Below are 22,277 nucleotides of genomic sequence, written 5' to 3' on the forward strand. Positions count from 1 at the left end.
CTATGGATTTTTTCTTTATTATAGTTATCTTTTTAATAGGATTTGTTGGCTCCTTTATTTCAGGAATGGTTGGTGTGGGTGGTTCCATCATTAATTTTCCGATGCTATTATACATTCCCCCGTTATTTGGAATGATTGCTTTTACTGCACACGAAGTTTCCGGCATTACTGCCTTTCAAGTTTTTTTTGCCTCAATAAGTGGTGTGTGGACCTATCGAAAAGGTGGATACTTAAATAAACAGCTAATTTTGTTTATGGGAGGATCTATTCTAATAGGTAGCTTTATTGGAAGCTATGGATCAAGAATTATGACAGAAGGTGGGATAAATATAGTATATGGGGTATTGGCTCTCATTGCTGTTGTGATGATGTTTATCCCTAAAAAAGGTGTAGATGACATCCCATTTGATCAAGTGACATTCAACAAATGGCTTGCAGCATCTCTTGCATTAGTAGTTGGGATTGGCGCAGGGATTGTTGGAGCTGCAGGTGCATTTATTCTTGTACCAATTATGCTTGTTGTATTGAAAATTCCAACGAGAATGACGATTGCTACTTCCTTAGCGATCACATTCATTTCCTCTCTTGGAGCAACAGTTGGGAAAATTACAACGGGTCAAGTTCAGTACTTTCCAGCATTCATTATGGTCATTGCTAGCTTAATCGCGTCACCTCTTGGTGCTAATACTGGGAAAAAAATAAATACCAAAATCCTACAATGGATCCTGGCATTATTAATATTAGGAACATCTATTAAAATTTGGTCAGATATTTTATTTAACTAATTTTTTTACTTTCTATATATGTTTCAAGAGCAGGATGAAACTCTTTTTTGAAATGATTCTCTGGACATGTTTTTATAACAATATTGCTTAAGAAGTTTGTTTTTGTCGTAATCAACTGTTTATGGCATGTAGGACATTTTTCAGTAAATAATGATTTTAGAAAACCCAATATAAGTTCCACCTCTTTTAAGTCATTAATTCACATTGATATACTTGGTATTATACAGAAGAATTATAGAAAACTCAATCAAGTTAGAAACTAAGATAAATGAATATTAAGCTGTTGACAATATACCCTAGGTGGTATATTATGAGTCTTGTAAGTTGTTCCTTGCTACAAATTAGGGAGGAGCTAGTAACATGAATATCTTAAGTATATGTGTGTTAATAAGTATCATGTATTTCTTATTATTTAGGTATTATCCTATTTATGGACTACATGATATTGATAGGAAAGATATTGAGATAAATAATCAATTTGTGATAGATATAAGGGATTATACCGAAGCCTACAAGGATCCGCTAGGTTCAGGAATAAATATTCCTATTGCACATCTTAAAAGATACTATAGTGAAATTCCTAAGAAAGACTTAGTAGTCGTTGCCTCAAATTGCATGGAAAGAAATGTTGGGGTTCGAATCCTTCGTAAGAAGGAACTTTAAGGTTATTGGCTATACAATTCCTTCCCAAAAGAAAACAATAATAAAGGGAAAACAAATAAGCAAAGAAAGGTATTGTTAAATGGGGGTTAGAATATGGAGTATAATGATCAAATGAAAAATAGAGTAAAGCGAATTGAGGGACAACTTAGAGGTATTTTAAGAATGATGGAAGAAGGAAAAGATTGTAAGGAAGTTATTACGCAGTTGTCTGCAGCAAGAACGGCAATTGATCGAACAATAGGCGTAGTTGTTAGTTCAAATTTAGTAGAATGTGTTCGAAACGCTGAAGAAACTGGAGAACACAGTACAGAGGAATTAGTGAAAGAAGCAGTAAATCTACTGGTTAAAAGTCGATAAATAATGGTTGACACCCACTTTTATTTATACTAATATATACCCGTAGGGGTAATGGTAATTAAAAATTAGGAGGATTAATCAATGAATATAGATAAAGTATTAGATGCAAAAGGTTTAGCATGTCCAATGCCAATCGTAAAAACAAAAAAGGCAATGAATGAGTTAGAATCTGGTCAAATATTAGAGATTCATGTTACAGATAAAGGTGCAAAAAATGATTTAAATGCTTGGGCTAAGTCTGGTGGTCATGAGTTTTTAAAGCATGTAGAAGAGGATCAATACTTAAAATTTTGGATTAAAAAAGGATAAAAAAATTTAAAGAATTATATACCCATAGGGGTAGAGGGGGAACTACTGTGACAGAAAAGAAAAAAACAACGATCGTATTATTCAGTGGAGATTATGACAAAGCAATGGCCGCTTATATTATTGCGAATGGTGCAGCTGCTTATGATCATGAAGTAACAATTTTTCATACATTTTGGGGGTTAAATGCCCTTCGTAAAGATGAAACTATCCAAGTGAAGAAAAGTTTTATGGAAAAGATGTTTGGCAAAATGATGCCTAGAGGCGCAGAAAAAATGGGATTGTCTAAAATGAATTTTGCTGGCTTCGGCCCAAAAATGATCAAAGATGTTATGAAGAAGCACAATGCATTGCCTCTTTCAAATTTAATTGAAATGGCACAAGAACAAGATGTGAAACTAGTAGCATGTACGATGACAATGGATTTGCTCGGTCTTAAAGAAGAAGAACTATTAGACAAGATTGATTATGCAGGTGTTGCAGCATATCTAGCAGATGCAGAGAACGGAAATGTAAATCTATTCATCTAAGTTAATAGGGGAATACTCCCCTAAGTATGTATGTAGGGAGGAAATTCAATGGAATACATGAACTATATCGTTATGGCTCTTTTCGTATTTTTTATCCTGAACAGGATCATCCCTGCTAAAGGGGTAAGACATATCTCAACGGTTGAATTAAAGAATGAATTAAAAGATAAAAATAAGCAGTTTGTTGATGTGAGAACACCTGGTGAATTTTCTGGGAATCGCATTAAAGAATTTAAAAATATCCCTCTTCATGAACTCAGTCAAAAAGCCGAGAATGAATTATCTAAAGACAAAGAAGTTATTGTGATTTGTCAAAGTGGTATGCGAAGTCAAAAGGCTAGTAAAACGTTGAAAAAATTAGGATTCACCAATGTAACAAATGTAAAAGGCGGTATGAGTGCTTGGAGATAAAAGGAGGCTACTAAAATGAAACAATTTACGGCAAAAGAAGTAGAAATCATGTTAACTCAAGGTCAAAGTGTGAACATCATTGACGTGAGAGAAGTGGAAGAGGTGGAAGCTGGTAAGATTCCTGGTTCTATTCATATTCCATTAGGGTTATTGGAATTTCGTATGAATGAACTGGATAAGTCAAAAGAGTATATATTGGTTTGTCGATCAGGTGGTAGAAGTGGTCGTGCATATCAGTTCTTAGAAAACCAAGGATTTAATGTGACTAATATGACCGGTGGAATGCTTGACTGGGAAGGCGAGACAAACTAATTTTTTTATATAAAAATATACCCCATTGGGTAAAAGGAGAATTTTCTATATGAATTCATTAAGAACAGATTTATTTGTGGATGCAAAAGGGTTAGCATGTCCAATGCCAATAGTAAGAACAAAAAAAGCAATGAATGAAATCGAAGCGGGGCAGGTTTTAGAGGTTCAAGCTACAGATAAAGGATCAAAGGCTGATATCCAAGCATGGGCAAAAAGTTCTGGTCATCAATATCTTGGTACGCTGGAAGAAGGGGATGTTCTTAAACATTACCTACGTAAATCTTCAAATGACGATACGATAGAAAAAAAACATCCACATGTAACAAGTAATGAAGAACTAGAGAAAAAGCTAGAAGCAAGAGAAAACATTGTTGTGCTAGATGTAAGAGAATCAGCTGAACATGCATTTAACCATATTCCAAACGCAATCTCTATTCCGTTAGGTGAATTGGAAGACCGTGTAAGCGAATTGGATCAACATGATGAAATCTATGTTGTGTGTCGTACTGGAAGCCGCAGTGATCTCGCATCTCAAAAATTAGCTAGTAAAGGTTTCGTTAAGGTTAATAATGTAGTGCCTGGTATGAGTGAATGGTCTGGGGTTACTTCCACCTTAACTCAGTAATAATATTTTTTTGAAATTCAATATACCATAGGGGGTAATGTAGATGGCAGTTAAAGCGATGACTTCAAAAGAAGTAACAAAAAAGATTTTTAATAAAGAGGCATTATTTATTCTTGATGTTCGTAATGAAGGTGACTTTCAAGATTGGAAGATTGAAGGAGAAAACTTTAATTATCTAAACATTCCATATTTCGATTTACTAGATGGTGTTGAAGGAATTTTAGAAAGTTTACCTTCTGGTAAAGAAGTGGTAGTTGTGTGTGCGAAAGAAGGCTCTTCCGTTATGGTAGCAGAAATGCTTTCAGAAGAGGGGCTCGATGTTTCTTACTTAGAAGGCGGTATGAAGGCTTGGAGCGAACACTTAGAGCCAGTGAAAATTGGAAACCTAAAAGATGGCGGCGAAATCTATCAGTTTGTTCGTATTGGAAAAGGCTGTTTATCATATATGGTTGTTTCAGATGGAGAAGCGGCAATCATTGATGCAACTCGTATGACTTCTACCTATCTGAACTTTGCAAAAGAAATGAATGCAACAATTACTCATGTATTTGACACTCATCTTCATGCGGATCACATTTCAGGTGGTCGAGTCATTGCGGAGAATACTGGTGCAACATACTGGTTGCCACCAAAGGATGCAACAGAGGTAACTTTCAAATATAGTCCGCTAGAAGGTGGCAATACAATGACAATCGGAAACACAGCTATTGATATTCATGCAATATATTCACCAGGGCACACAATTGGCTCAACATCATTTGTTGTTGACTCATCATACTTGTTATCAGGAGATATTCTCTTTATTGATTCCATTGGAAGACCAGATTTAGCAGGGATGGCTGAAGATTGGGTAGCAGATTTAAGAGAGAGTTTATATTCACGCTATCGTGAACTCTCAGAGGAGTTAATTGTTTTACCAGCTCATTTTATGATCATTGATGAGTTAAATGAAGATGGAAGTGTATCAGAAAAATTAGGAACTTTATTTGCGGAAAATCATGGTTTAAACATTGAAGATGAAAATGAGTTTAGGAAGCTAGTAACAGAGAACTTACCGCCACAACCAAATGCATATCAAGAAATCCGTGAAACAAATATGGGGAAGATCACTCCAGATGAAGAAAAACAACGTGAAATGGAAATTGGACCTAACCGTTGTGCGGTTCGTTAAAGGCCTAAACATAAAGGGAACCTAATGGAAGGTTCCCTTTTCTAAATGGGAGGTAACAAACATGGATATGGCTTTTATTATAACGATCTTTTTAATCGGTTTTGTAGGCTCTTATATTTCAGGTATGCTAGGAATTGGTGGTTCTATTATTAAATATCCAATGCTATTATACATCCCACCTTTATTTGGGTTAGCAGCATTTAGTGCTCATGAAGTGTCAGGTATTAGTGCTGTCCAGGTATTTTTTGCGACAATCGGTGGTGTTTGGGCATATCGAAAAGGTGGATATTTAAATAGAACACTTATTACTTATATGGGAGCCAGTATATTAATAGGTAGCTTCATCGGTGGTTATGGTTCTAAATTAATGTCTGAAGGAGGCATTAATCTGATTTATGGAATATTAGCTTTAGTTGCTGCAGTGATGATGTTTATTCCTAAAAAGGGAATTGACGATATACCACTAGATCAAGTGAAATTTAACAAGTGGCTCTCAGCTATCCTAGCCTTAATCGTAGGGTTAGGGGCAGGAATCGTAGGTGCAGCAGGAGCATTTTTGCTCGTGCCAATTATGTTAGTTGTATTAAAAATTCCAACTCGTATGACAATTGCTTCATCCCTAGCTATTACATTTATTTCTTCTATTGGTGCAACTGTAGGAAAAATAACTACTGGGCAAGTTGATTACGGTCCAGCAGCAATTATGGTTATAGCTAGTTTGATTGCATCACCACTAGGAGCAATCGCAGGTAAGAAGGTAAATACAAAAGTTTTACAAGTAATTCTGGCATTATTAATCTTTGCAACTGCTATTAAAATTTGGATGGATATTATTTAAAAGATATATAGATTATGAAGCGATACGGTTCAAAGGGATATTGAACCGTATTTTTTAGATTCAGTTGTGTAATATAAAATAAACAAAGTTTTTTCATTGAACATATAAGCGAATTATTATATATTGATATACGGATGAAGTTTAGGGGGGAATGTTTGTTGGAAAGTACAATTGAACTAGAGAAAACAGCATCAATTCTGAAACTACTGGGTGATAAAACACGATTAACAATGGTGAAAATGTTAGATTCAAATGATTGCTGTGTTTGTGAGTTTGTGGCTATTTTTAACACTAGTCAGCCAGCTATTAGTCAGCACCTACGAAAATTGAAAGATGCAAACATTGTGAAAGAGTCGAGAAGAGGTCAGTGGATTATATATTCTTTGAATAAAGATAGTGACTATTATCCAGTCATTCAAAGCCTGCTTCAACACCTTCCAAATCAAGATTATCGTATTAAAGAATTAGAAGAACAAGGACTACGCATCACATGTGAATGAATGGAGGGTAACGAATGACATCAGTATTTTTTGCATCCCTTATCTTTTTGATCACACTTACTCTGGTTATATGGCAGCCGAAAGGACTATCTATTGGTTGGTCTGCATGCGGTGGTGCTGTTTTAGCACTACTTGTGGGTGTTGTAGATTTTAAAGATGTGTTGGATGTTACATCTATTGTCTGGAACGCAACTTTAGCGTTTATTGCTATTATCATTATTTCTCTTATTTTAGATGAAATTGGTTTCTTTGAGTGGGCAGCTTTACATATGGCAAGAGCAGCTCGTGGAAACGGGGTAAAGATGTTTATTTATGTAAGTATTTTAGGGGCAATTGTTGCAGCTTTTTTCGCGAACGATGGAGCTGCCTTAATTTTGACACCAATTGTTCTTGCGATGGTCAGAAATTTAAACTTTAGTGAAAAAATGGTCTTTCCATTTATCATTGCTAGTGGATTTATTGCAGATACAACATCGCTTCCGTTAGTTGTTAGTAATTTAGTAAACATTGTATCAGCAGACTTTTTCGGAATTGGATTTGTTGAATTTGCATCTCGAATGATTATTCCTAACTTTTTCTCATTAGGTGCAAGTATTTTCGTTTTATTTCTTTTCTTCCGGAACAGTATTCCGAGAGACTATGACCTATCACAATTGAAAAAACCTGTAGATGCCATTCGAGATGAACAAATGTTCAAGTTATCTTGGATTGTGTTGGGGATCTTACTCGTTGGATATTTCGCAAGTGAGTTTATTGGAATTCCTGTATCTATTATTGCAGGCATAATAGCGATTTTCTTTTTACTTATGGCTAAAAGAAGTTCTGCGGTTAACACAAAAACTGTAATAAAAGGTGCCCCGTGGGCAATTGTGTTTTTCTCAATTGGTATGTATGTAGTGGTTTATAGTTTGCGAAATGTTGGATTAACCGATGTTCTAGCAGATTTAATTCAAGCAACAGCTGACCAAGGCTTATTTGCTGCAACAATAGGTATGGGCTTTATTGCTGCGGTCTTATCCTCTATTATGAACAACATGCCTACGGTTATGATTGATGCATTAGCCATTTCAGATACAAATACATCAGGTGTCATAAGAGAAGCACTTATCTATGCTAATGTCATCGGATCTGACTTAGGCCCTAAGATTACGCCGATTGGATCACTTGCTACTTTGTTATGGTTGCATGTTTTATCTTTAAAAGGTGTGAAAATCTCTTGGGGGACTTACTTTAAAACAGGAATAATCTTAACCATTCCAACATTGTTTATTACACTTGTTGGCTTATATATCTGGTTACTTATCATCCATTAATTTACTTGAAAAGGAGCAATTATCATGTCTAAAAAAACAATCTACTTCTTATGTACTGGAAATTCTTGCAGAAGCCAAATGGCAGAAGGCTGGGCAAAAAAACACTTAGGTGATGAGTGGGAAGTAAAAAGTGCAGGTTTAGAAGCACATGGCTTAAATCCGAATGCTGTGAAAGCAATGAATGAGGTTGATATTGATATTTCAAATCAAACATCTGATGTGATCGATCCTGAAATCTTAAACAGTGCTGATTTAATTGTTACATTATGTGGTCATGCTGCAGATCATTGTCCTGTAACACCTCCACACATTAAACGTGTACATTGGGGATTTGATGACCCAGCAAAGGCGGAGGGAACAGAGGAGGAGAAATGGGCATTCTTCCAGCGTGTTCGTGATGAAATAGATGAAAGAATTGAGCGATTTTCAAAAACTGGAGAATAATAACAAAGAAAAAGCCGTGATATTCTCGGCTTTTTCTTATAGCTTATTAACCACAACAAGTATGAATAGTGTCTACTTCAGTATCTTCTTTCGTTAAGAAAAACTCCCATTCGTGTCCATCGGGATCAGTGATCCAAAATTTATCTTGCCTTGCATAACAACATGTTGTATCGCTCTCACTCCGCGAGAAAAAACCTTCCTTTTCAAGCCTTTCTTTATGCTTATTTAACTCATCTGTACTGAATAGTTGGAACCCAAAATGATTTATATGATTACCCTCAACATGTTCTACTGGTCGTAACGTAAAGTTTAATCCTGGATCTTTTAATAAAAACTTCACATAATCTTGTTTTACCTTTACAGGTTTTGTTCCAAATAGCTTAGAATAAAAGCCAAGGGAAGCATCTAATTTTGTTACATTTAAACCAATATGAATATTCATTTAAATCCTCCTACAACAAATTAATTTGATTTATTTATCAAAAAAAATTGATTTATAATACAAAAATTTTTATCAGCATGTAGGTCTGAATAGACAACATAGCTCTGCTGATAAAAGGTGATTCACTTCATCGAGATTGAGTTTGTAAAAATTAAATGTACCTCTTGTGTCTTTTAAGATGAGGTTAGCATCTAAAAGTATTTTTAAATGATACGACAGCTTTGATTGTGTCATATTTACCATTGGTGCGAGATCATTAACGTTAATTTCACCTTTTTGTGTAAGAAGGTTCATGATTTGTAGTCTCTTTTTATCTGCAATTGCTTTGAATTTTCCCTCGTACATTTCAAAGATTTTTTCTAAAGAAACATCTTGCAAGTTTATTTCTTCTTTCATGGTAACACCTTTTCTACATCAATTTTTTTTGATGTTTTAACTATATATCCAAAATTTACATCTGTCAATATTATTAATCAAAAAAATTGATATTAAGATTCTACCCTATATAGTGGATAAGGTTTTTGTAATGGTTCATTGTCAGGACGATTATGCTACTAAACTGAAATTGGTGTTATGGGATCAATTAGCATTAAGAGTAGCTTTGTTAGATACATAGAGAATATAAAATGATTTCCTCAAGTTACCTACAATTATTTTTATCTGCCTTGTCTCTGTTTATTATGAACATGTTAAAATTAGCATGGAACGTAGAATAAATGGAGGCCAATAATATGAAAAGATATAATAAATTAATTATGATGTTTTTAATAGGAAGCCTTATAACAGGGTGTTCAAACACTGATCATGAAGAAAATCATGAAGATCATGAACAACATAGCACACTTTCTGATATTCGAGAGGAAACAGAAAGGATAGATGTTTTACCAGCATTTTTAGCTGACAAACCAGAGGATATGCAAACAATCTACAAAGCTTCAGCAGCACATCGTGAATTATTGGAAAATATCCCATGTTACTGTGGATGTGGAGAAACAGCAAATCATAAAAATAACTATGATTGTTTTGTATTTGAAAATAAGGAAGACGGCACAATTGTTTGGGATGATCATGGAACAAAGTGTGGTGTTTGTTTAGAAATTGCTGCTCAATCTATAGTTGATTATCAGAATGGAAAAACAGTGAAAGAGATACGATCAAAAATTGATAATATGTATAAAGAAGGCTACGCTAAGCCAACTCCTACACCTGAAGTATGATTGAATTTTTGATTACAAAGGAATGTTTCTCTTCCTTTCTCTCATATACTCTAAGAAGGTGAGGAGGGAGTAATATGAGAATACCTGCAGCTGATTTAGGCCTGATGGCGCAACATCTTGCTACACACGAGGGTGTTATCCATCAATTCAAACAGGATTATATGATCGTACAAAATCCATCACTAAAAAAGGTGCTCTATACATCGATTACTGTTATGAGAAATCATGTTCGAGTCATGCTTGCCCTTATTGACCCCAATCAAACAGGTCCGAAACATCTTCCAGATCTTCATGAGCAGCAGCAGATGAGTTTTGCGCATGTAACATTAACGGAAGAGGAAAAGAAAATTGCTCTAAAGGCTAGATCAACTTCTAAATCTATGGCTAATAATAATTTTAGTTCTGCCCTTATGATGAAAAAAGCAAATGCAAGACAAACACATATAGAGATGGCTCTTCAGCAATCAAAGCTACAAGGGATGTATGATTCAATTATTCAACAAGCAGGTGGAGAGTTTACTCCGAAAGCGACAAGCAAGGAGCAGCTTCTAACTGTGCAGAACTATTTACATGTATTGAATGAGTAAACGTTACGTAAAAGAGCTAACAAGGCTTTGATCTTGTTAGCTCTTTTATGTTATTTAGCTTCTAAAATATATTTATTAATAGCATGGGCAACACCATTTTCATTGTTCGTAAGTGTGACAACATCAGCCATTTCTTTAACAGCTGGATCACCGTTCCCCATGGCAATTGATAAGCCAGCTGTTTCAAGCATAGGAACATCGTTGAAATTATCTCCAATTGCTACTGTATTTTCGATTGGGATGTTAAAATATTCAGCCATTACTCGGATTCCGTTACCTTTATGGCCGTTTGTATCCATAATTTCAATGTTAAACGGACCAGACGTTGTAATCGAAATTCCTTCAAATTTTTCTAATGAAGAAATGAGCTCTTCTTTCCCAGAGATAGTTGGGATAAAGAACTTTTGAATAGTAAGATCCTCAATTGCTAATACCGCGCCAAGCTCATCAAATATTTTAATACTATCAGATTCTTTTGGTTGCTCTGTCATAAGCTTATATTCTTTAGAAGTTAAATGATTTAAAACTTCTTGATTTTTATCGAGGAATGAAATCATTCTTTCGGACCATGTTGAAGCAACAAAAATCCCTTTATTACTATAAATTTTGAATGGATATTCTTTTTGGTTAAGGACTTCTGCTACATTTTTGACAATATCTTTGTTTATTGATATTTGACTTAATAGTTTTCCATCAGCGATAACCATTGTGCCATTACTTCCGGCAACAGGGCATTGTAGAGGAGTTTTATCAATTACCGTCTTAATATCTTCCGGTGCACGACCTGAACAAATCATAACAATGTGACCTGCTTGTTGAGCAGTTTGAATGGCTTGAATGTTTTCTGCTGAAATATCAATATTAGACGATAATAATGTTCCATCAAGATCAATCGCAATTAATTTCTTCATATTGTTTCTCCTTTGCTTTATCTTTAATTATGTATGTAGGATCTAGTATTAACTCAATTATTTATTATGACATATTTTCATTCAAATCATGAGAAAAACGTTTGAAAAGATAATAAAATTTAAAATATCTAATGATTTCTTTTTCTTTTATTGAAAAAAAGATATACTTGCACATAGAAGAAAGTACATATTGGAGGGGTAAGTATGGTTCGATTCGGTATTATCGGAACAAATTGGATTACAGAAAGTTTTATCCAAGCTGCAAAAAAAGTAGAAGGTTTTTCTTTAACAGCTGTATACTCAAGAACAACTGAAAAAGCAAAGGATTTTGCAGACAAACACCATGCTGAGCATATTTTTACAGATTTAGAGGAATTCGCAGGCAGTGACACATTTGATGCGGTGTACATTGCTAGTCCAAATTCACTTCATGCTTCTCAAGCCATTCTATGTATGGAAAAAGGTAAGCATGTTTTATGTGAAAAGCCTATAGCTTCTAACAGTAATGAAGTGAATGCTATGATTAAGGTTGCTAATGAGTATAATGTTGTCTTAATGGAGGCATTAAAAACAACTTTATTACCAAATTTCTTAGCTATAAAAGAAAACTTACATAAGATTGGAAAAGTAAGACGTTATTTTGCAAGCTACTGCCAATATTCTTCACGCTATGATAAATATAAAGAAGGTACTGTTCTAAATGCCTTTAAGCCGGAGTTCTCAAATGGTTCTGTAATGGATATTGGAATTTATTGTATATATCCTGCTATTACTTTATTTGGAGAACCAAAGGAAATTAAAGCTTCAGGCTATATGCTTGGGTCAGGTGTTGATGGTGAAGGAAGTATCCTGCTCACATATGATGAAATGGATGCCGTCATCATGTATTCAAAAATTACAAATTCATATATACCTTCCGAAATCCAAGGAGAAAATGGGAGTATCATAATTGATAAAATTCATACACCTGAGAGTGTAAAGATTCAATATAAGGATGGAACTGTGGAGGATCTTACACAACCTCAAGATACTGAAAGCATGTATTATGAAGCGAAAGAATTTATTGAACTTGTTACTCAGAGTAAGCATCAATCCGAAATAAATTCTCATCAAAACTCTTTAATAACAGCTACAGTAATTGAAGCTGCTCGTAAACAAATTGGCTTAGTTTATCCAGCTGATAAATAATAAAAAAAGGGTCGGTTCCCAACAAAGGGAACTGACCCATTTTTTCATTTAGCATTAATAAGGATCGGCTTCGTGGCTTTTCTTTACAGCATCTTTTGTTGCTTCATTTGCAGCTAATGAACCTAATCCACCTTGGCCATATTTTGACTGACCTGCTTCACGGCCTGGAACCTCTCCCATGCTCATTTCCTTCATTTCTTTCACTTTCATTTCAATACCTTCCTTTACACGGCGGCCATAATCTTCGTCAGCTTGTGTAAAGTGTTCAATCATCGCATCTTGAATTTTCTTATTACATGCTGCAAGTGCTTCAGAAAGGTTTTTAATTAATTCATCGCGCTCCCAATCTTCAAAGCTACGATATGTGTCACCAGCTTGACCATAGTTGTTAGGTCGATCAATTGGTGCACTCATTGCCGCTGCATTATAAGTTGGTTGGTGAGGCGCACGTCCTTCTTTACTTGCTTCCTTAAACCCGCCCAGCATTGAGGGCTCATAGTTAATATGAGGATTATCTCCAGACTCTTTCGGGTCGCGCACATCCATTTGTCCGCGTTGCTGATTTGTACGAACTGGCGCTTTAGGTGCATTTACAGGTAATTTTAGATAATTTGCTCCAACACGATAGCGTTGTGTATCGGAGTAGGAGAAGGTGCGACCTTGTAGCATTTTATCATCAGAGAAGTCCATGCCATCAACAAGAACCCCTGTACCAAAAGCAGCTTGTTCAATCTCAGCGTGAAAGTCCACTGGATTACGGTCTAGTACCATACGTCCAACAGGTAGCCATGGGAACTTATCCTCTGGCCAAAGCTTTGTATCATCAAGAGGATCAAAATCTAGTTCAGAATGGTAATCATCCTCCATGATTTGAACAAAAAGCTCCCATTCTGGATAATCCTCGCGCTCGATCGCTTCATATAAATCTTGTGTTGCATGCCCAACATTTTTCGCTTGAATAGAGTCAGCTTCTTCTTGGGTTAAATTACGGATACCTTGCTTTGGCTCCCAATGATATTTGACCAAAACAGCTTTCCCCTCAGCATTAACCCACTTATATGTATTAACACCAGATCCCTGCATATGACGGTATGTAGCTGGAATGCCCCATGGCGAGAATAGGAAAGTGATCATATGTGTTGCTTCAGGTGTACGAGAAACGAAGTCAAACATACGCTCTGGGTTCGGAACGTTTGAAGCCGGATCTGCTTTAAAAGCATGAATCATATCAGGGAACTTCATTGCATCACGAATAAAGAAAATTTTAAGGTTGTTCCCAACAAGATCCCAGTTTCCTTCTTCAGTATACATTTTAACGGCAAAGCCGCGTGGATCACGTGCTGTTTCAGGCGAATCCTTAGCTCCTGCTACAGTAGAGAAACGAACCATTAACGGTGTTTTCTTTCCAACACCAGAAAATACTTTTGCACGAGTATACTTTTCAACAGGCTCATCGCCAACTTTTCCATACGTTTCAAAATATCCAAATGCACCAGATCCTCGTGCGTGTACAACACGCTCTGGTACCTCTTCACGATCAAAATGTGAAATTTTTTCAATGAAATGATAATTCTCAAGAGTGGCAGGACCACGGTCACCGATCGTACGAATATTTTGATTATCCATAACAGGATGACCTTGGCGGGTTGTTAATGTTTCATCTTGTTCATTTCCAGATTTGCTATTATCTAATGATTCATCATTTGAAGCACTAAATTCTTCATTATATGAATGATCCTTTTTCAATGGTCAGCCTCCTAAATAGTAAATAAATCAACATAATCATTTATTTGCTAAAGCTACCAAAAATATACAAGAGATATTAAAATTTGTATGATCTAAATCAATAGAGTAATCGTACTCTTATTAAGATCATAAAAGCACAATATCTATTAAGCAAATCTGATAATATGCTATTCTTAGAAAAACAACATAAAGGAGATTCATATGATCGAGAAGGATGATGCATCGTTATATGCTAAAGCTGCCAATAAAGATCGCATTGCTTTTGAACAGTTATATGATCGTTATGAAAAACTTGTTTATTCTTTTGCTTATCGAATAACGAAGGATACGACCTTGTCAGAGGAGATTATCCAGGATGTTTTTATGAAGCTGTGGAATGGAACAAATCTTTATGATGAGAAAAAAGGAAAATTCTCTTCATGGCTTCTAACGATCACAAGAAATAAAGCAATTGACGAAATTAGAAAACGCCAGAGACATACGCATGAAGAAGTAATTGAGAAAGACTCATTAGTTGTTGATGAAGCCTCTACAGAGCGAAAGATAGAACAGAAAGAACAACGAGAAAAAATCCAACAGGCCATGTCAAATCTTAAAATAGAACAAAAGCAAATTATTGAATTATTTTACTTTAAAGGATTAAGTCAGCAAAAGATAGCAGACCAGTGTGAGATTCCGCTGGGAACTGTTAAGGGCAGGATTCGGATTGCATTAAAACACTTAAAAAACATGCTAGGTAAGGAAGGGAGGGACATCACATGACAAATGAACAGTGTATCTCTTTAATTGATTATTACAATCGAACATTATCAGATGAGGAATTAGAGGAATTTGAATCCCATTTAGAAAGTTGTTCGACTTGTAAGCAAGAGTTGGAAGAGTTAATGAGTTTAACGGAAGAATTACCTTACCTTTCTGAACAAATTGATGTTCCAAAAGGAATGAAAGCAAGAGTTCTTGAGAATATATATGCCGAGAGTAAGGTAATTGAAGATAGTCATGAAAAAGATTCAGAACAGAAAGCAGTAGAACTGAAAAAGAAAAGCGGAAGATCAAGATTCTTAATTCCAACAATTGCTGCTGCTTTATTATTATCACTAGCCACGAATGTTTATTTATATAAGGAAGTGACCCAAAATTCTAAAAGTGAGGAGCTCATGCCAACATCTCAGGTAACGTTACTACCTCCAGATGCTCAGGGGGATGGCATCGCAATTGCCTCTCTTTTATCAGCAGCTGGTCAGAAGTCGATTCTCCTACAAGCATCTAACTTACCAAAGCTCCAGGATGATGATGTTTATCAACTATGGGTTATTGAAGGAGGGCAGCCTTATCCTGCCGGAGCCTTTCAAACGAATGATTCTGGTCAAGGTACATTAACATATTCATTAGAGGGACTTGAAGGAGACTGGGACACAATAGCCATTACAGTGGAACAAGAGCCAGATTTACCAACTCCACAAGGAGAGATTGTTTTAGCTGGCGGTATTTAGGAAGCTGAATTCTCCTTTTCTAAAGGTATCTTTTTTCATTTTTTAGCAAACAATAATTGGTGAAAAATGCTATGTAAAGGGGGATTTTAGAATGGCTAAAAGAGACAGTCATAAAAATCAGCAAGAGAAAATGAAAAAAGCAAGTGATGCGATTAACACCGATAAAGATTTTGGAAATGATCCGGCTGAAAGAAATCACAACGAAAAAAGATCTAAATGATTAAGAAGGAGGACTGTCCCGGATATTAGGGACAGTCTTTTTATATAAAGCTAATCGGAATATAAATGTTCTCTCTGAGGCTGTGAAGAAAATACTTGTCTCGATACGGAGGGGATCGGTAGAGAAACCAGTGGAAGGAGTAAGATTCAGTTCGATTCTTGAGGAGTCGGGACAGAAACCAGTGGAAGGAGTAAGATTCAGTCTCGATTCTTGAGGAATCGGGACAGAAATCAGTGCAAGGAGTAAGATCCAGTCTCGATTCTTGAGGAATGGGGACAGAAACCAGTGGAAGGAGTAAGATTCAGTCTCGATTCTTGAGGAATGGGGACAGAAACCAGTGGAAGGAGTAAGATTCAGTCTCGATTCTTGAGGAATCGGGACAGAAACCAGTGCAAGGAACAAGATTGAGTCCCGATACAGGAAGAATCGAGACAAGAACCAGTGCAAGGAGTAAGATTCAGTCCCGATACAAGGAGAATCGAGACAAGAACCGGTGCGAGGAACAAGATTCAGTCTCGATACAAGGAGAATCGAGACAAGAACCAGTGCAAGGAGTAAGATGCAGTCTCGATACAAGGAGAATTGAGACAAGAACCAGTGCAAGGAGTAAGATTCAGTCCCGATACAAGGAGAATCGAGACAAGAACCAGTGCGAGGAACAAGATTCAGTCTCGATTCTTGAGGAATGGGGACAGAAACCAGTGCAAGGAACAAGATCCAGTCTCGATTCTTGAGGAATCGGGACAGAAACCAGTGCAAGGAACAAGATTGAGTCCCGATACAGGAAGAATCGAGACAAGAACCGGTGCAAGGAACAAGATTGAGTCCCGATACAGGAAGAATCGAGACAAGAACCAGTGCAAGGAGTAAGATTCAGTCCCGATACAAGGAGAATCGAGACAAGAACCGGTGCGAGGAACAAGATTCAGTCCCGATACAGGAAGAATCGAGACAAGAACAGTGCAAGGAACAAGATTCAGTCCCGATACAAGGAGAATCGAGACAAGAACCGGTGCGAGAATCAAGATCCAGTCTCTCAATACAAGGAGAATCAAGACAGAAATCATCTCCCAGAAGAAGTTGTGTCCTGATACAAGCTAAACCAGAATAGAAAAGGTCTTCACAAAAAAACGAGACTGAACCAACCTCATATCCATGTCCTCATTTAGACTCAAGACCCTAAAAGATCAATAAGTTAGTCTAAATTCTGCCCTTTACCCAAAAAACTTAAAACTTTTTTTAAAAAAAGTGATCCATTTAAATTTCCCTTTCGTTAGCTTAGTAGAAAACCAGAAAGGGGAAATTAAAAAATGAATCTTAAAAAATCACTTCTAGCAGTACCATTAAGTTTATCGTTATTAGTACCAGTACAAGGAGCTTTTGCGCAGGATCATTCTAGTCATTCTGCAATGATGACAGCTCCATCAGTAGAAACTCCAGCAGTGGAACTAAGAACAACCTTGGGCCATCTGCTTAGTGAACACGCATATCTCGCTGTAGAGGTAATGAGAAATGGTGCCTTGGGGACAAAGGACTTTGAAGCATCAGTCGGGGCATTAAATGCAAATACTGAGGACTTATCGAAAGCAATTACATCTGTGTATGGAGATGAAGCAGGTCAGCAGTTTAAACAAATGTGGGAAGAACATATCGGCTTCTTTGTTGATTATGTAACAGCTACTGGAGAAAATGATGAAGAGAAAAAAGAAGAAGCTTTAAAGAATTTAGATACTTACCGTGAAAAATTCTCTCAATTTCTTGAAACAGCAACCGGTGAACGATTAGAGGCAGGTAGTTTGGCAGATGGATTACAAATGCATGTTAATCAGCTTGTAGGTGCATTTGATTTTTACTTAGCAAAAGATTATGAGAAAGCTTATGAATATGAAAGAGAAGCAATTAATCATATGCATATGGTTGCTAAAGGTCTATCAAATGCCATAGCAGATCAATATCCAGACAAATTTGAGGAAACAAAGGCAGTAACACCTGCAGCAGATCTTAGAGCAACTTTAAATCATTTATTAACGGAGCATGCAGGATTGGCTGTCGTCGCTATGCAACAAGGAGCAGACGGTGCTAATGATTTTGAAGCAGCTGCAAATGCCTTAAATGCAAATACAGAAGATTTAACTGCAGCTATCTCATCTGTTTATGGAGCTGAAGCAGGAGAACAGTTCAAGAAAATGTGGTCAGATCATATCGGCTTCTTTGTTGAATATGTAAAAGCAACAGGTGCTGGTGATGAGAAAGCAAAAGCACAGGCTTTAGAAAAACTAGATGGTTATAGAGGAGAATTTTCAAAATTCTTAGAAACGGCAACCGAAGGACGTTTACAATCTGACGCTCTTGCAGATGGATTACAAATGCATGTTGATCAGCTTATTGCTGCATTTGATTCATATGTAGCTGGAGATTATGAGAAAGCATATGAAGATGTTCGCGATGCATATGCACATATGTTAAATCCTGCAAAAGGTTTATCGGCTGCATTTGTTGATCAATTCCCTGAAAAATTTAAGTCCATGATGCCTGAAGAAATGCCTAAAACAGGTATGGGTGGAACAGCAAATAGCATGAACGCCGCAGACTTTGCTGCATATGGGCTAGTGCTTGCTATTATTGTTAGTCTTGGCCTTGTTATTCGAAAAAGATTTGCGCAGAATTAAAAGGAAATTAACACGGTTTCATAATTTGCGGAACCGTGATTTTTTAAAAATTGAGGTGTATGCAATGAAATGCATTTACCTATTTGCCTTCCTCAGCATATTCATTGTTGGCTGCCAAGGGGCTCAGAGTGTTAATGAAGAAATGGGATCGCACACCGAAACAATACAGACAACTGCAGAATCAGAACAGAAAATAACCCATCAGGACCAAAGTGACGAGATTGATAGTCCGATTATAAAAGACAATAGAGAAGGAATCATACCATTCAAAGTTAGTATACCTTCTATTAATGTGAGTGCCGACATTGAAAAGGTAGGCTTACTTGATAATGGCCAAATGGGTGTTCCAGAAAAATTTGAACAGGTTGGATGGTATAAAGAAGGCGTATTACCAGGTGAGCAAGGTAATGCCGTGTTAGCAGGTCATGTGGATAGTAAAACAGGTCCGGCTATTTTTTATCATCTTTATAAACTAGAGGTTGGAGATGAAGTTCATGTCATGAATGAAGATGGAGAGAAACTTACTTTTATTGTTTACGATAAGAAGAGTTTTGACACTGAATCTGCACCTGTAGAAAAAATATTTGGTTATTCTTACCGAAGTAATTTAAATCTTATTACATGTACAGGTGATTTTAATCGGGAAAAAGGGACGCATGAGGAAAGGTTAGTAGTATATACGGAATTAGCTAAAGTAGAGAAGCAATAATTTCTTATAAATAAAGCTCTAACCATAAGTGGTTAGAGCTTCATTTATAAGAATTCTAAATTATATTAATATCAATCGTCATATAATCTATTTAATAAAGCTATGATTTTTGATAAGTACCTGTTGTAGTTTACACAATAAACGTTTTAATAGCTTCATGTAGATCTTTCATATACGAAGTACCTGCTTTAATACCTAATGTATTGATTAATCTAGCATGAGAAGGGGATAAACCAATCATGTAAGAATCTGTTCCCATTAACTTTAACTCAGAAACTAGTGTTTTGAATGTTTGAACACCCTCTTTCTTTATCTCCCCAATTCCATGAAAATCGAATAAAACACGTTCTACTTGATTTTGGGAAACCTCGGATAACAAACGAATATGATTTAATCTAATCATATTCTCATTTAATTCGCCAAACAACGGAACAAGAACAAGCCCTTTTGTTAGACATATAAAAGGTGCTGATAATTCGATGATTTTTGTAAGAGATTGTTCAAGCTGCTCTTTCTTTTCTAACAATTCGAAGTTCGTTTCAGAAAGTCGTTTTCGATGAAGCTCCACAGTGTCCACGAGAGTTTGAATTTGGTTGTCTTGTTCTATACAGATTAAATGGCCTTGACTGTACTCCCAGTTCACCTTAATTTGAAAAAGAGCATAAGGTGATTTTTGAGTTTTCATGACAATCTCTGTTGTGATGAGCTTTTCTGAAAGTAAAGATTGAGCTTTTCTCTTGCTTTCAATATCAACTAAATCTAAGAAGTTCAATGCTTCACCAAAGAGTTCGGAAGCGAAGTCAGAAGCTTCTAATATATTAAACTCTTGATCAATAGTGAAATAAGGAAGCGGGATGTGTTTAATTGTAAGCATGAAAATTACACTCCTTGTATTGAATGTTGCGCGAGCCATCCTTGAAGTTCTGTTAGAGATGGAAATAATTTTGTTTTGCTAGAGCAGTGCGAGGTAAAGTCATATGTTGATAGTAGACGACCTCCAACGATAACAGTAGGTTTATGTGGAAGATCCTCTAAGACGTTTATATAATTTTTAAGAATTTCTGCATGATACCAAATCGAAAAAGAAAGGCCAATCACACTTGGTTGCCATTTGTCAGCTGCCTTTACGGCATACTCTAAAGGTAAATTTGCTCCAAGTAATTTTGTTTTCCAGCCATAATCTTCAAACAGTTGTGCGACCATTTTGAGTCCAATATCATGTTGTTCGTTTTCAAGGCATAAAAACATTGCTTTCTTTGGTTTCAAGTGCAAGAATTGATTGTTTTTTGTATAGTAGTTAAACCTTGCGAGTATGTATTCACAAGTTGATGTAGCTAGATGTTCATCAGCGACAGTTATTTGATTTGATTCCCAAAGATCACCAATATATTGCATAGCTTTTGTAATGAGTTCCTCAAAAACTTCTTTACGAGTGTTCTCCTCATTAACTTCGTGAATTAAGATTTCCCATGCTGCATCTTGATTTCCTTCAAGAAGGAAACGGGCAAATTCATGAACCCTCCATGCCATGATCTCACCTCATTTTTGAAAGGGTCTGATAAAGCTTTCATTCATTAGATAGGTAAATTTTGCTTCGTTATTATCTTATCATATTTTTCCTATAGCTGTTCAGACATGATGTTTATTAATCTAGGATTCTCTTGGCTATCAGGACATGAACAATACGAATCAATAGTAGAAGAGAAGCGTATTAATCCACTTATACCCTATTCTAGGGTATAATATAGAGATATGATAAGAAGTCAAAAACATTTATATAAAATTACAATGTACAAGTAATAAAGGGGGAATTTGATGACAGAAATACCGATGGAAGTCCAGAAACAAATGAAAAAACATCAAGGATTATCTAAATCTAAAATTATTAAAAGAACACTTTTTATCTTTATAGGTGCTGTTTTAATGGCAGTCGGCTTGGAAATCTTTCTAGTGCCTAATAAGGTTATTGATGGTGGTATAGTAGGGATTTCGATTATATTATCGCATTTGCTTGGTATGAAGCTTGGACTATTTATCTTTCTTTTAAATATTCCTTTTTTCTTTATAGGATATAAACAAATAGGGAAAACTTTTGCCCTTTCTACGGTATTTGGCATATCTGTTTTATCAGTAGCAACGGCTTTATTACACCCTGTTCCTGCTTTTACAGAGGATGTTCTTCTAGCAACAGTATTTGGTGGAATCATTCTTGGTATAGGAGTAGGAATTGTTCTAAGGTACGGTGGATCTCTGGATGGTACGGAAATATTGGCGGTTCTTTTCAATAAAAAGCTACCATTTTCAGTTGGAGAAATTATTATGTTCTTCAATATTTTTATTCTTGGTAGTGCTGGATTTGTGTTCGGATGGAACAGAGCAATGTATTCCTTAATCGCTTATTTTATAGCATTTAAAACGATTGATATCGTACTTGAAGGTTTGGATGAATCAAAATCAGCATGGATCATTAGTGATAATTATCAAGAAATTGGTGATGCAATACTAGCTCGTTTAGGTCGTGGGGTTACATTTTTAAACGGTGAAGGTGCATACACTGGTGATAACAAAAAAGTGATTTTCTGTGTTATTACGCGGTTGGAGGAAGCCAAATTAAAATCGATCGTTGAAGATTTAGACGAGTCCGCCTTTTTGGCTGTCGCAAATATTGCTGAAGTAAGAGGTGGCCGATTTAAAAAGAAAGATATTCATTAAATATAGAAACTCTATAGTTGCTGACTATAGAGTTTTTGTTTTGAGCAAAATTTTCATTTCATATTAGACTATTTCATTACTTCCTTTCATACCCATAAATAATGGACAAGAATAGGTAAGGGTGGGAG

At 36.0% G+C, this 22,277-nt stretch carries 29 protein-coding genes; 22 read left to right on the forward strand and 7 right to left on the reverse strand.

Annotation, left to right across the window (positions count from 1 at the left end; all coding sequences use genetic code 11):
* Positions 1 to 2 precede the first annotated feature (2 nt).
* Positions 3 to 785 carry a sulfite exporter TauE/SafE family protein gene (locus tag MVE64_RS17050; RefSeq protein WP_247339707.1) on the forward strand — a complete coding sequence of 261 codons (783 nt, stop codon included), beginning with the start codon at positions 3 to 5 and terminating at the stop codon, positions 783 to 785.
* Here the strand turns inward: MVE64_RS17050 and MVE64_RS17055 are convergent.
* On the reverse strand, positions 778 to 954 hold the full coding sequence (locus MVE64_RS17055) for a hypothetical protein (RefSeq protein WP_247339708.1): 177 nt from the start codon (positions 952 to 954) through the stop codon (positions 778 to 780). The two genes, MVE64_RS17050 and MVE64_RS17055, sit on opposite strands and share 8 nt — an antisense overlap.
* 191 nt (positions 955 to 1,145) lie before the next feature.
* Between MVE64_RS17055 and MVE64_RS17060 the strand changes: the two genes are divergently transcribed.
* The 12 genes from MVE64_RS17060 (at position 1,146) to arsC (ending at position 8,255) form a co-directional block, all read left to right on the forward strand.
* Positions 1,146 to 1,448 carry a rhodanese-like domain-containing protein gene (locus MVE64_RS17060; protein ID WP_247339709.1) on the forward strand — a complete coding sequence of 101 codons (303 nt, stop codon included), beginning with the start codon at positions 1,146 to 1,148 and terminating at the stop codon, positions 1,446 to 1,448.
* A 93-nt stretch (positions 1,449 to 1,541) separates the two neighbouring features.
* Positions 1,542 to 1,805, forward strand: coding sequence for a metal-sensitive transcriptional regulator (locus tag MVE64_RS17065; protein WP_102228767.1), 264 nt, complete (start codon positions 1,542 to 1,544; stop codon positions 1,803 to 1,805).
* Between the two features lie 81 nt (positions 1,806 to 1,886).
* A complete protein-coding gene (locus MVE64_RS17070) occupies positions 1,887 to 2,114 on the forward strand; it encodes a sulfurtransferase TusA family protein (RefSeq protein ID WP_247339710.1) in 228 nt (75 codons plus the stop codon).
* A 47-nt stretch (positions 2,115 to 2,161) separates the two neighbouring features.
* A complete protein-coding gene (locus tag MVE64_RS17075; protein ID WP_247339711.1) occupies positions 2,162 to 2,641 on the forward strand; it encodes a DsrE/DsrF/DrsH-like family protein in 480 nt (159 codons plus the stop codon).
* Between the two features lie 48 nt (positions 2,642 to 2,689).
* Positions 2,690 to 3,052, forward strand: a complete 363-nt coding sequence (locus MVE64_RS17080) for a rhodanese-like domain-containing protein (RefSeq protein ID WP_247339712.1) — start codon at positions 2,690 to 2,692, stop codon at positions 3,050 to 3,052.
* A gap of 15 nt (positions 3,053 to 3,067) precedes the next feature.
* Positions 3,068 to 3,364 carry a rhodanese-like domain-containing protein gene (locus MVE64_RS17085; RefSeq protein ID WP_247339713.1) on the forward strand — a complete coding sequence of 99 codons (297 nt, stop codon included), beginning with the start codon at positions 3,068 to 3,070 and terminating at the stop codon, positions 3,362 to 3,364.
* Between the two features lie 49 nt (positions 3,365 to 3,413).
* Positions 3,414 to 3,989, forward strand: a complete 576-nt coding sequence (locus MVE64_RS17090) for a sulfurtransferase TusA family protein (protein ID WP_247339716.1) — start codon at positions 3,414 to 3,416, stop codon at positions 3,987 to 3,989.
* A 43-nt stretch (positions 3,990 to 4,032) separates the two neighbouring features.
* Entirely contained in the window at positions 4,033 to 5,160 is a 1,128-nt protein-coding gene (locus tag MVE64_RS17095) for an MBL fold metallo-hydrolase (protein WP_247339717.1), read from the forward strand.
* Positions 5,161 to 5,221: 61 nt separating this feature from the next.
* Complete coding sequence (locus MVE64_RS17100) at positions 5,222 to 5,998, forward strand: sulfite exporter TauE/SafE family protein (protein WP_247339722.1); 777 nt, start codon at positions 5,222 to 5,224, stop codon at positions 5,996 to 5,998.
* Positions 5,999 to 6,153: 155 nt separating this feature from the next.
* Positions 6,154 to 6,498: an ArsR/SmtB family transcription factor gene (locus MVE64_RS17105; RefSeq protein WP_247339727.1), complete on the forward strand. Its 345-nt coding sequence runs from the start codon at positions 6,154 to 6,156 to the stop codon at positions 6,496 to 6,498.
* Between the two features lie 14 nt (positions 6,499 to 6,512).
* Positions 6,513 to 7,811 (forward strand): arsenic transporter, encoded by a 1,299-nt coding sequence (locus MVE64_RS17110; protein WP_247339729.1) that lies wholly within the window; start codon positions 6,513 to 6,515, stop codon positions 7,809 to 7,811.
* A gap of 24 nt (positions 7,812 to 7,835) precedes the next feature.
* Positions 7,836 to 8,255, forward strand: coding sequence for an arsenate reductase (thioredoxin) (arsC, locus tag MVE64_RS17115; RefSeq protein ID WP_247339731.1), 420 nt, complete (start codon positions 7,836 to 7,838; stop codon positions 8,253 to 8,255).
* Between the two features lie 46 nt (positions 8,256 to 8,301).
* Here arsC and MVE64_RS17120 read toward each other — a convergent pair whose 3' ends face one another.
* Both MVE64_RS17120 and MVE64_RS17125 read right to left on the reverse strand, forming a co-directional pair.
* Entirely contained in the window at positions 8,302 to 8,697 is a 396-nt protein-coding gene (locus tag MVE64_RS17120; RefSeq protein ID WP_247339733.1) for an ArsI/CadI family heavy metal resistance metalloenzyme, read from the reverse strand.
* Between the two features lie 72 nt (positions 8,698 to 8,769).
* On the reverse strand, positions 8,770 to 9,093 hold the full coding sequence (locus MVE64_RS17125; RefSeq protein ID WP_247339735.1) for an ArsR/SmtB family transcription factor: 324 nt from the start codon (positions 9,091 to 9,093) through the stop codon (positions 8,770 to 8,772).
* A 335-nt stretch (positions 9,094 to 9,428) separates the two neighbouring features.
* On the opposite strand from MVE64_RS17125, the gene MVE64_RS17130 reads away from it, so the two are divergent.
* Both MVE64_RS17130 and MVE64_RS17135 read left to right on the forward strand, forming a co-directional pair.
* Entirely contained in the window at positions 9,429 to 9,914 is a 486-nt protein-coding gene (locus tag MVE64_RS17130; protein WP_247339736.1) for a PCYCGC domain-containing protein, read from the forward strand.
* A 74-nt stretch (positions 9,915 to 9,988) separates the two neighbouring features.
* Positions 9,989 to 10,501, forward strand: a complete 513-nt coding sequence (locus MVE64_RS17135; protein ID WP_247339738.1) for a hypothetical protein — start codon at positions 9,989 to 9,991, stop codon at positions 10,499 to 10,501.
* Between the two features lie 50 nt (positions 10,502 to 10,551).
* Here MVE64_RS17135 and MVE64_RS17140 read toward each other — a convergent pair whose 3' ends face one another.
* Positions 10,552 to 11,412 (reverse strand): Cof-type HAD-IIB family hydrolase, encoded by an 861-nt coding sequence (locus MVE64_RS17140; protein WP_247339746.1) that lies wholly within the window; start codon positions 11,410 to 11,412, stop codon positions 10,552 to 10,554.
* 204 nt (positions 11,413 to 11,616) lie between these two features.
* Here MVE64_RS17140 and MVE64_RS17145 point away from each other — a divergent pair, with 204 nt between their 5' ends.
* Positions 11,617 to 12,600, forward strand: coding sequence for a Gfo/Idh/MocA family protein (locus tag MVE64_RS17145; protein ID WP_247339748.1), 984 nt, complete (start codon positions 11,617 to 11,619; stop codon positions 12,598 to 12,600).
* Positions 12,601 to 12,654: 54 nt separating this feature from the next.
* On the opposite strand, the gene MVE64_RS17150 is transcribed toward MVE64_RS17145, so the two are convergent.
* Entirely contained in the window at positions 12,655 to 14,346 is a 1,692-nt protein-coding gene (locus MVE64_RS17150; protein WP_281730376.1) for a catalase, read from the reverse strand.
* A 201-nt stretch (positions 14,347 to 14,547) separates the two neighbouring features.
* On the opposite strand from MVE64_RS17150, the gene MVE64_RS17155 reads away from it, so the two are divergent.
* The 5 genes from MVE64_RS17155 (at position 14,548) to MVE64_RS17170 (ending at position 19,437) form a co-directional block, all read left to right on the forward strand.
* Positions 14,548 to 15,108, forward strand: a complete 561-nt coding sequence (locus MVE64_RS17155; RefSeq protein WP_247339749.1) for an RNA polymerase sigma factor — start codon at positions 14,548 to 14,550, stop codon at positions 15,106 to 15,108.
* On the forward strand, positions 15,105 to 15,839 hold the full coding sequence (locus MVE64_RS17160; protein WP_247339752.1) for an anti-sigma factor: 735 nt from the start codon (positions 15,105 to 15,107) through the stop codon (positions 15,837 to 15,839). Before MVE64_RS17155 ends, MVE64_RS17160 begins: the two co-directional genes overlap by 4 nt.
* A 91-nt stretch (positions 15,840 to 15,930) precedes the next feature.
* Entirely contained in the window at positions 15,931 to 16,059 is a 129-nt protein-coding gene (locus MVE64_RS27425) for a hypothetical protein (RefSeq protein WP_257535938.1), read from the forward strand.
* Positions 16,060 to 17,369: 1,310 nt separating this feature from the next.
* Positions 17,370 to 18,728, forward strand: a complete 1,359-nt coding sequence (locus MVE64_RS17165) for a copper amine oxidase (RefSeq protein ID WP_247339754.1) — start codon at positions 17,370 to 17,372, stop codon at positions 18,726 to 18,728.
* Positions 18,729 to 18,792: 64 nt separating this feature from the next.
* Positions 18,793 to 19,437, forward strand: coding sequence for a class F sortase (locus MVE64_RS17170; protein WP_247339756.1), 645 nt, complete (start codon positions 18,793 to 18,795; stop codon positions 19,435 to 19,437).
* Between the two features lie 130 nt (positions 19,438 to 19,567).
* Here the strand turns inward: MVE64_RS17170 and MVE64_RS17175 are convergent, their stop codons facing one another.
* Both MVE64_RS17175 and MVE64_RS17180 read right to left on the reverse strand, forming a co-directional pair.
* Positions 19,568 to 20,311 carry an STAS domain-containing protein gene (locus MVE64_RS17175; RefSeq protein WP_247339758.1) on the reverse strand — a complete coding sequence of 248 codons (744 nt, stop codon included), beginning with the start codon at positions 20,309 to 20,311 and terminating at the stop codon, positions 19,568 to 19,570.
* A 5-nt stretch (positions 20,312 to 20,316) separates the two neighbouring features.
* Entirely contained in the window at positions 20,317 to 20,967 is a 651-nt protein-coding gene (locus tag MVE64_RS17180; RefSeq protein ID WP_247339759.1) for a cobalamin B12-binding domain-containing protein, read from the reverse strand.
* A 285-nt stretch (positions 20,968 to 21,252) separates the two neighbouring features.
* Here MVE64_RS17180 and MVE64_RS17185 point away from each other — a divergent pair, with 285 nt between their 5' ends.
* Positions 21,253 to 22,149, forward strand: a complete 897-nt coding sequence (locus MVE64_RS17185; protein WP_247339762.1) for a YitT family protein — start codon at positions 21,253 to 21,255, stop codon at positions 22,147 to 22,149.
* Positions 22,150 to 22,277: the final 128 nt, after the last annotated feature.

It is taken from the genome of Metabacillus endolithicus, assembly GCF_023078335.1.
GTDB classification, from domain to species: domain Bacteria; phylum Bacillota; class Bacilli; order Bacillales; family Bacillaceae; genus Metabacillus; species Metabacillus endolithicus.

Bases quoted from the DNA above. Each gene is read 5' to 3' on its own strand.
- MVE64_RS17160 (WP_247339752.1), top strand. From the start codon at position 15,105: ATGACAAATGAACAGTGTATCTCTTTAATTGATTATTACAATCGAACA.
- arsC (WP_247339731.1), top strand. From the start codon at position 7,836: ATGTCTAAAAAAACAATCTACTTCTTATGTACTGGAAATTCTTGCAGA.
- MVE64_RS17100 (WP_247339722.1), top strand. From the start codon at position 5,222: ATGGATATGGCTTTTATTATAACGATCTTTTTAATCGGTTTTGTAGGC.
- MVE64_RS17065 (WP_102228767.1), top strand. From the start codon at position 1,542: ATGGAGTATAATGATCAAATGAAAAATAGAGTAAAGCGAATTGAGGGA.
- MVE64_RS17175 (WP_247339758.1), bottom strand. From the start codon at position 20,311: ATGCTTACAATTAAACACATCCCGCTTCCTTATTTCACTATTGATCAA.
- MVE64_RS17050 (WP_247339707.1), top strand. From the start codon at position 3: ATGGATTTTTTCTTTATTATAGTTATCTTTTTAATAGGATTTGTTGGC.
- MVE64_RS17155 (WP_247339749.1), top strand. From the start codon at position 14,548: ATGATCGAGAAGGATGATGCATCGTTATATGCTAAAGCTGCCAATAAA.
- MVE64_RS17070 (WP_247339710.1), top strand. From the start codon at position 1,887: ATGAATATAGATAAAGTATTAGATGCAAAAGGTTTAGCATGTCCAATG.
- MVE64_RS17090 (WP_247339716.1), top strand. From the start codon at position 3,414: ATGAATTCATTAAGAACAGATTTATTTGTGGATGCAAAAGGGTTAGCA.
- MVE64_RS17145 (WP_247339748.1), top strand. From the start codon at position 11,617: ATGGTTCGATTCGGTATTATCGGAACAAATTGGATTACAGAAAGTTTT.
- MVE64_RS17110 (WP_247339729.1), top strand. From the start codon at position 6,513: ATGACATCAGTATTTTTTGCATCCCTTATCTTTTTGATCACACTTACT.
- MVE64_RS17165 (WP_247339754.1), top strand. From the start codon at position 17,370: ATGAATCTTAAAAAATCACTTCTAGCAGTACCATTAAGTTTATCGTTA.
- MVE64_RS17185 (WP_247339762.1), top strand. From the start codon at position 21,253: ATGACAGAAATACCGATGGAAGTCCAGAAACAAATGAAAAAACATCAA.
- MVE64_RS17095 (WP_247339717.1), top strand. From the start codon at position 4,033: ATGGCAGTTAAAGCGATGACTTCAAAAGAAGTAACAAAAAAGATTTTT.
- MVE64_RS17140 (WP_247339746.1), bottom strand. From the start codon at position 11,412: ATGAAGAAATTAATTGCGATTGATCTTGATGGAACATTATTATCGTCT.
- MVE64_RS27425 (WP_257535938.1), top strand. From the start codon at position 15,931: ATGGCTAAAAGAGACAGTCATAAAAATCAGCAAGAGAAAATGAAAAAA.
- MVE64_RS17170 (WP_247339756.1), top strand. From the start codon at position 18,793: ATGAAATGCATTTACCTATTTGCCTTCCTCAGCATATTCATTGTTGGC.
- MVE64_RS17120 (WP_247339733.1), bottom strand. From the start codon at position 8,697: ATGAATATTCATATTGGTTTAAATGTAACAAAATTAGATGCTTCCCTT.
- MVE64_RS17080 (WP_247339712.1), top strand. From the start codon at position 2,690: ATGGAATACATGAACTATATCGTTATGGCTCTTTTCGTATTTTTTATC.
- MVE64_RS17060 (WP_247339709.1), top strand. From the start codon at position 1,146: ATGAATATCTTAAGTATATGTGTGTTAATAAGTATCATGTATTTCTTA.
- MVE64_RS17125 (WP_247339735.1), bottom strand. From the start codon at position 9,093: ATGAAAGAAGAAATAAACTTGCAAGATGTTTCTTTAGAAAAAATCTTT.
- MVE64_RS17085 (WP_247339713.1), top strand. From the start codon at position 3,068: ATGAAACAATTTACGGCAAAAGAAGTAGAAATCATGTTAACTCAAGGT.
- MVE64_RS17180 (WP_247339759.1), bottom strand. From the start codon at position 20,967: ATGGCATGGAGGGTTCATGAATTTGCCCGTTTCCTTCTTGAAGGAAAT.
- MVE64_RS17130 (WP_247339736.1), top strand. From the start codon at position 9,429: ATGAAAAGATATAATAAATTAATTATGATGTTTTTAATAGGAAGCCTT.
- MVE64_RS17135 (WP_247339738.1), top strand. From the start codon at position 9,989: ATGAGAATACCTGCAGCTGATTTAGGCCTGATGGCGCAACATCTTGCT.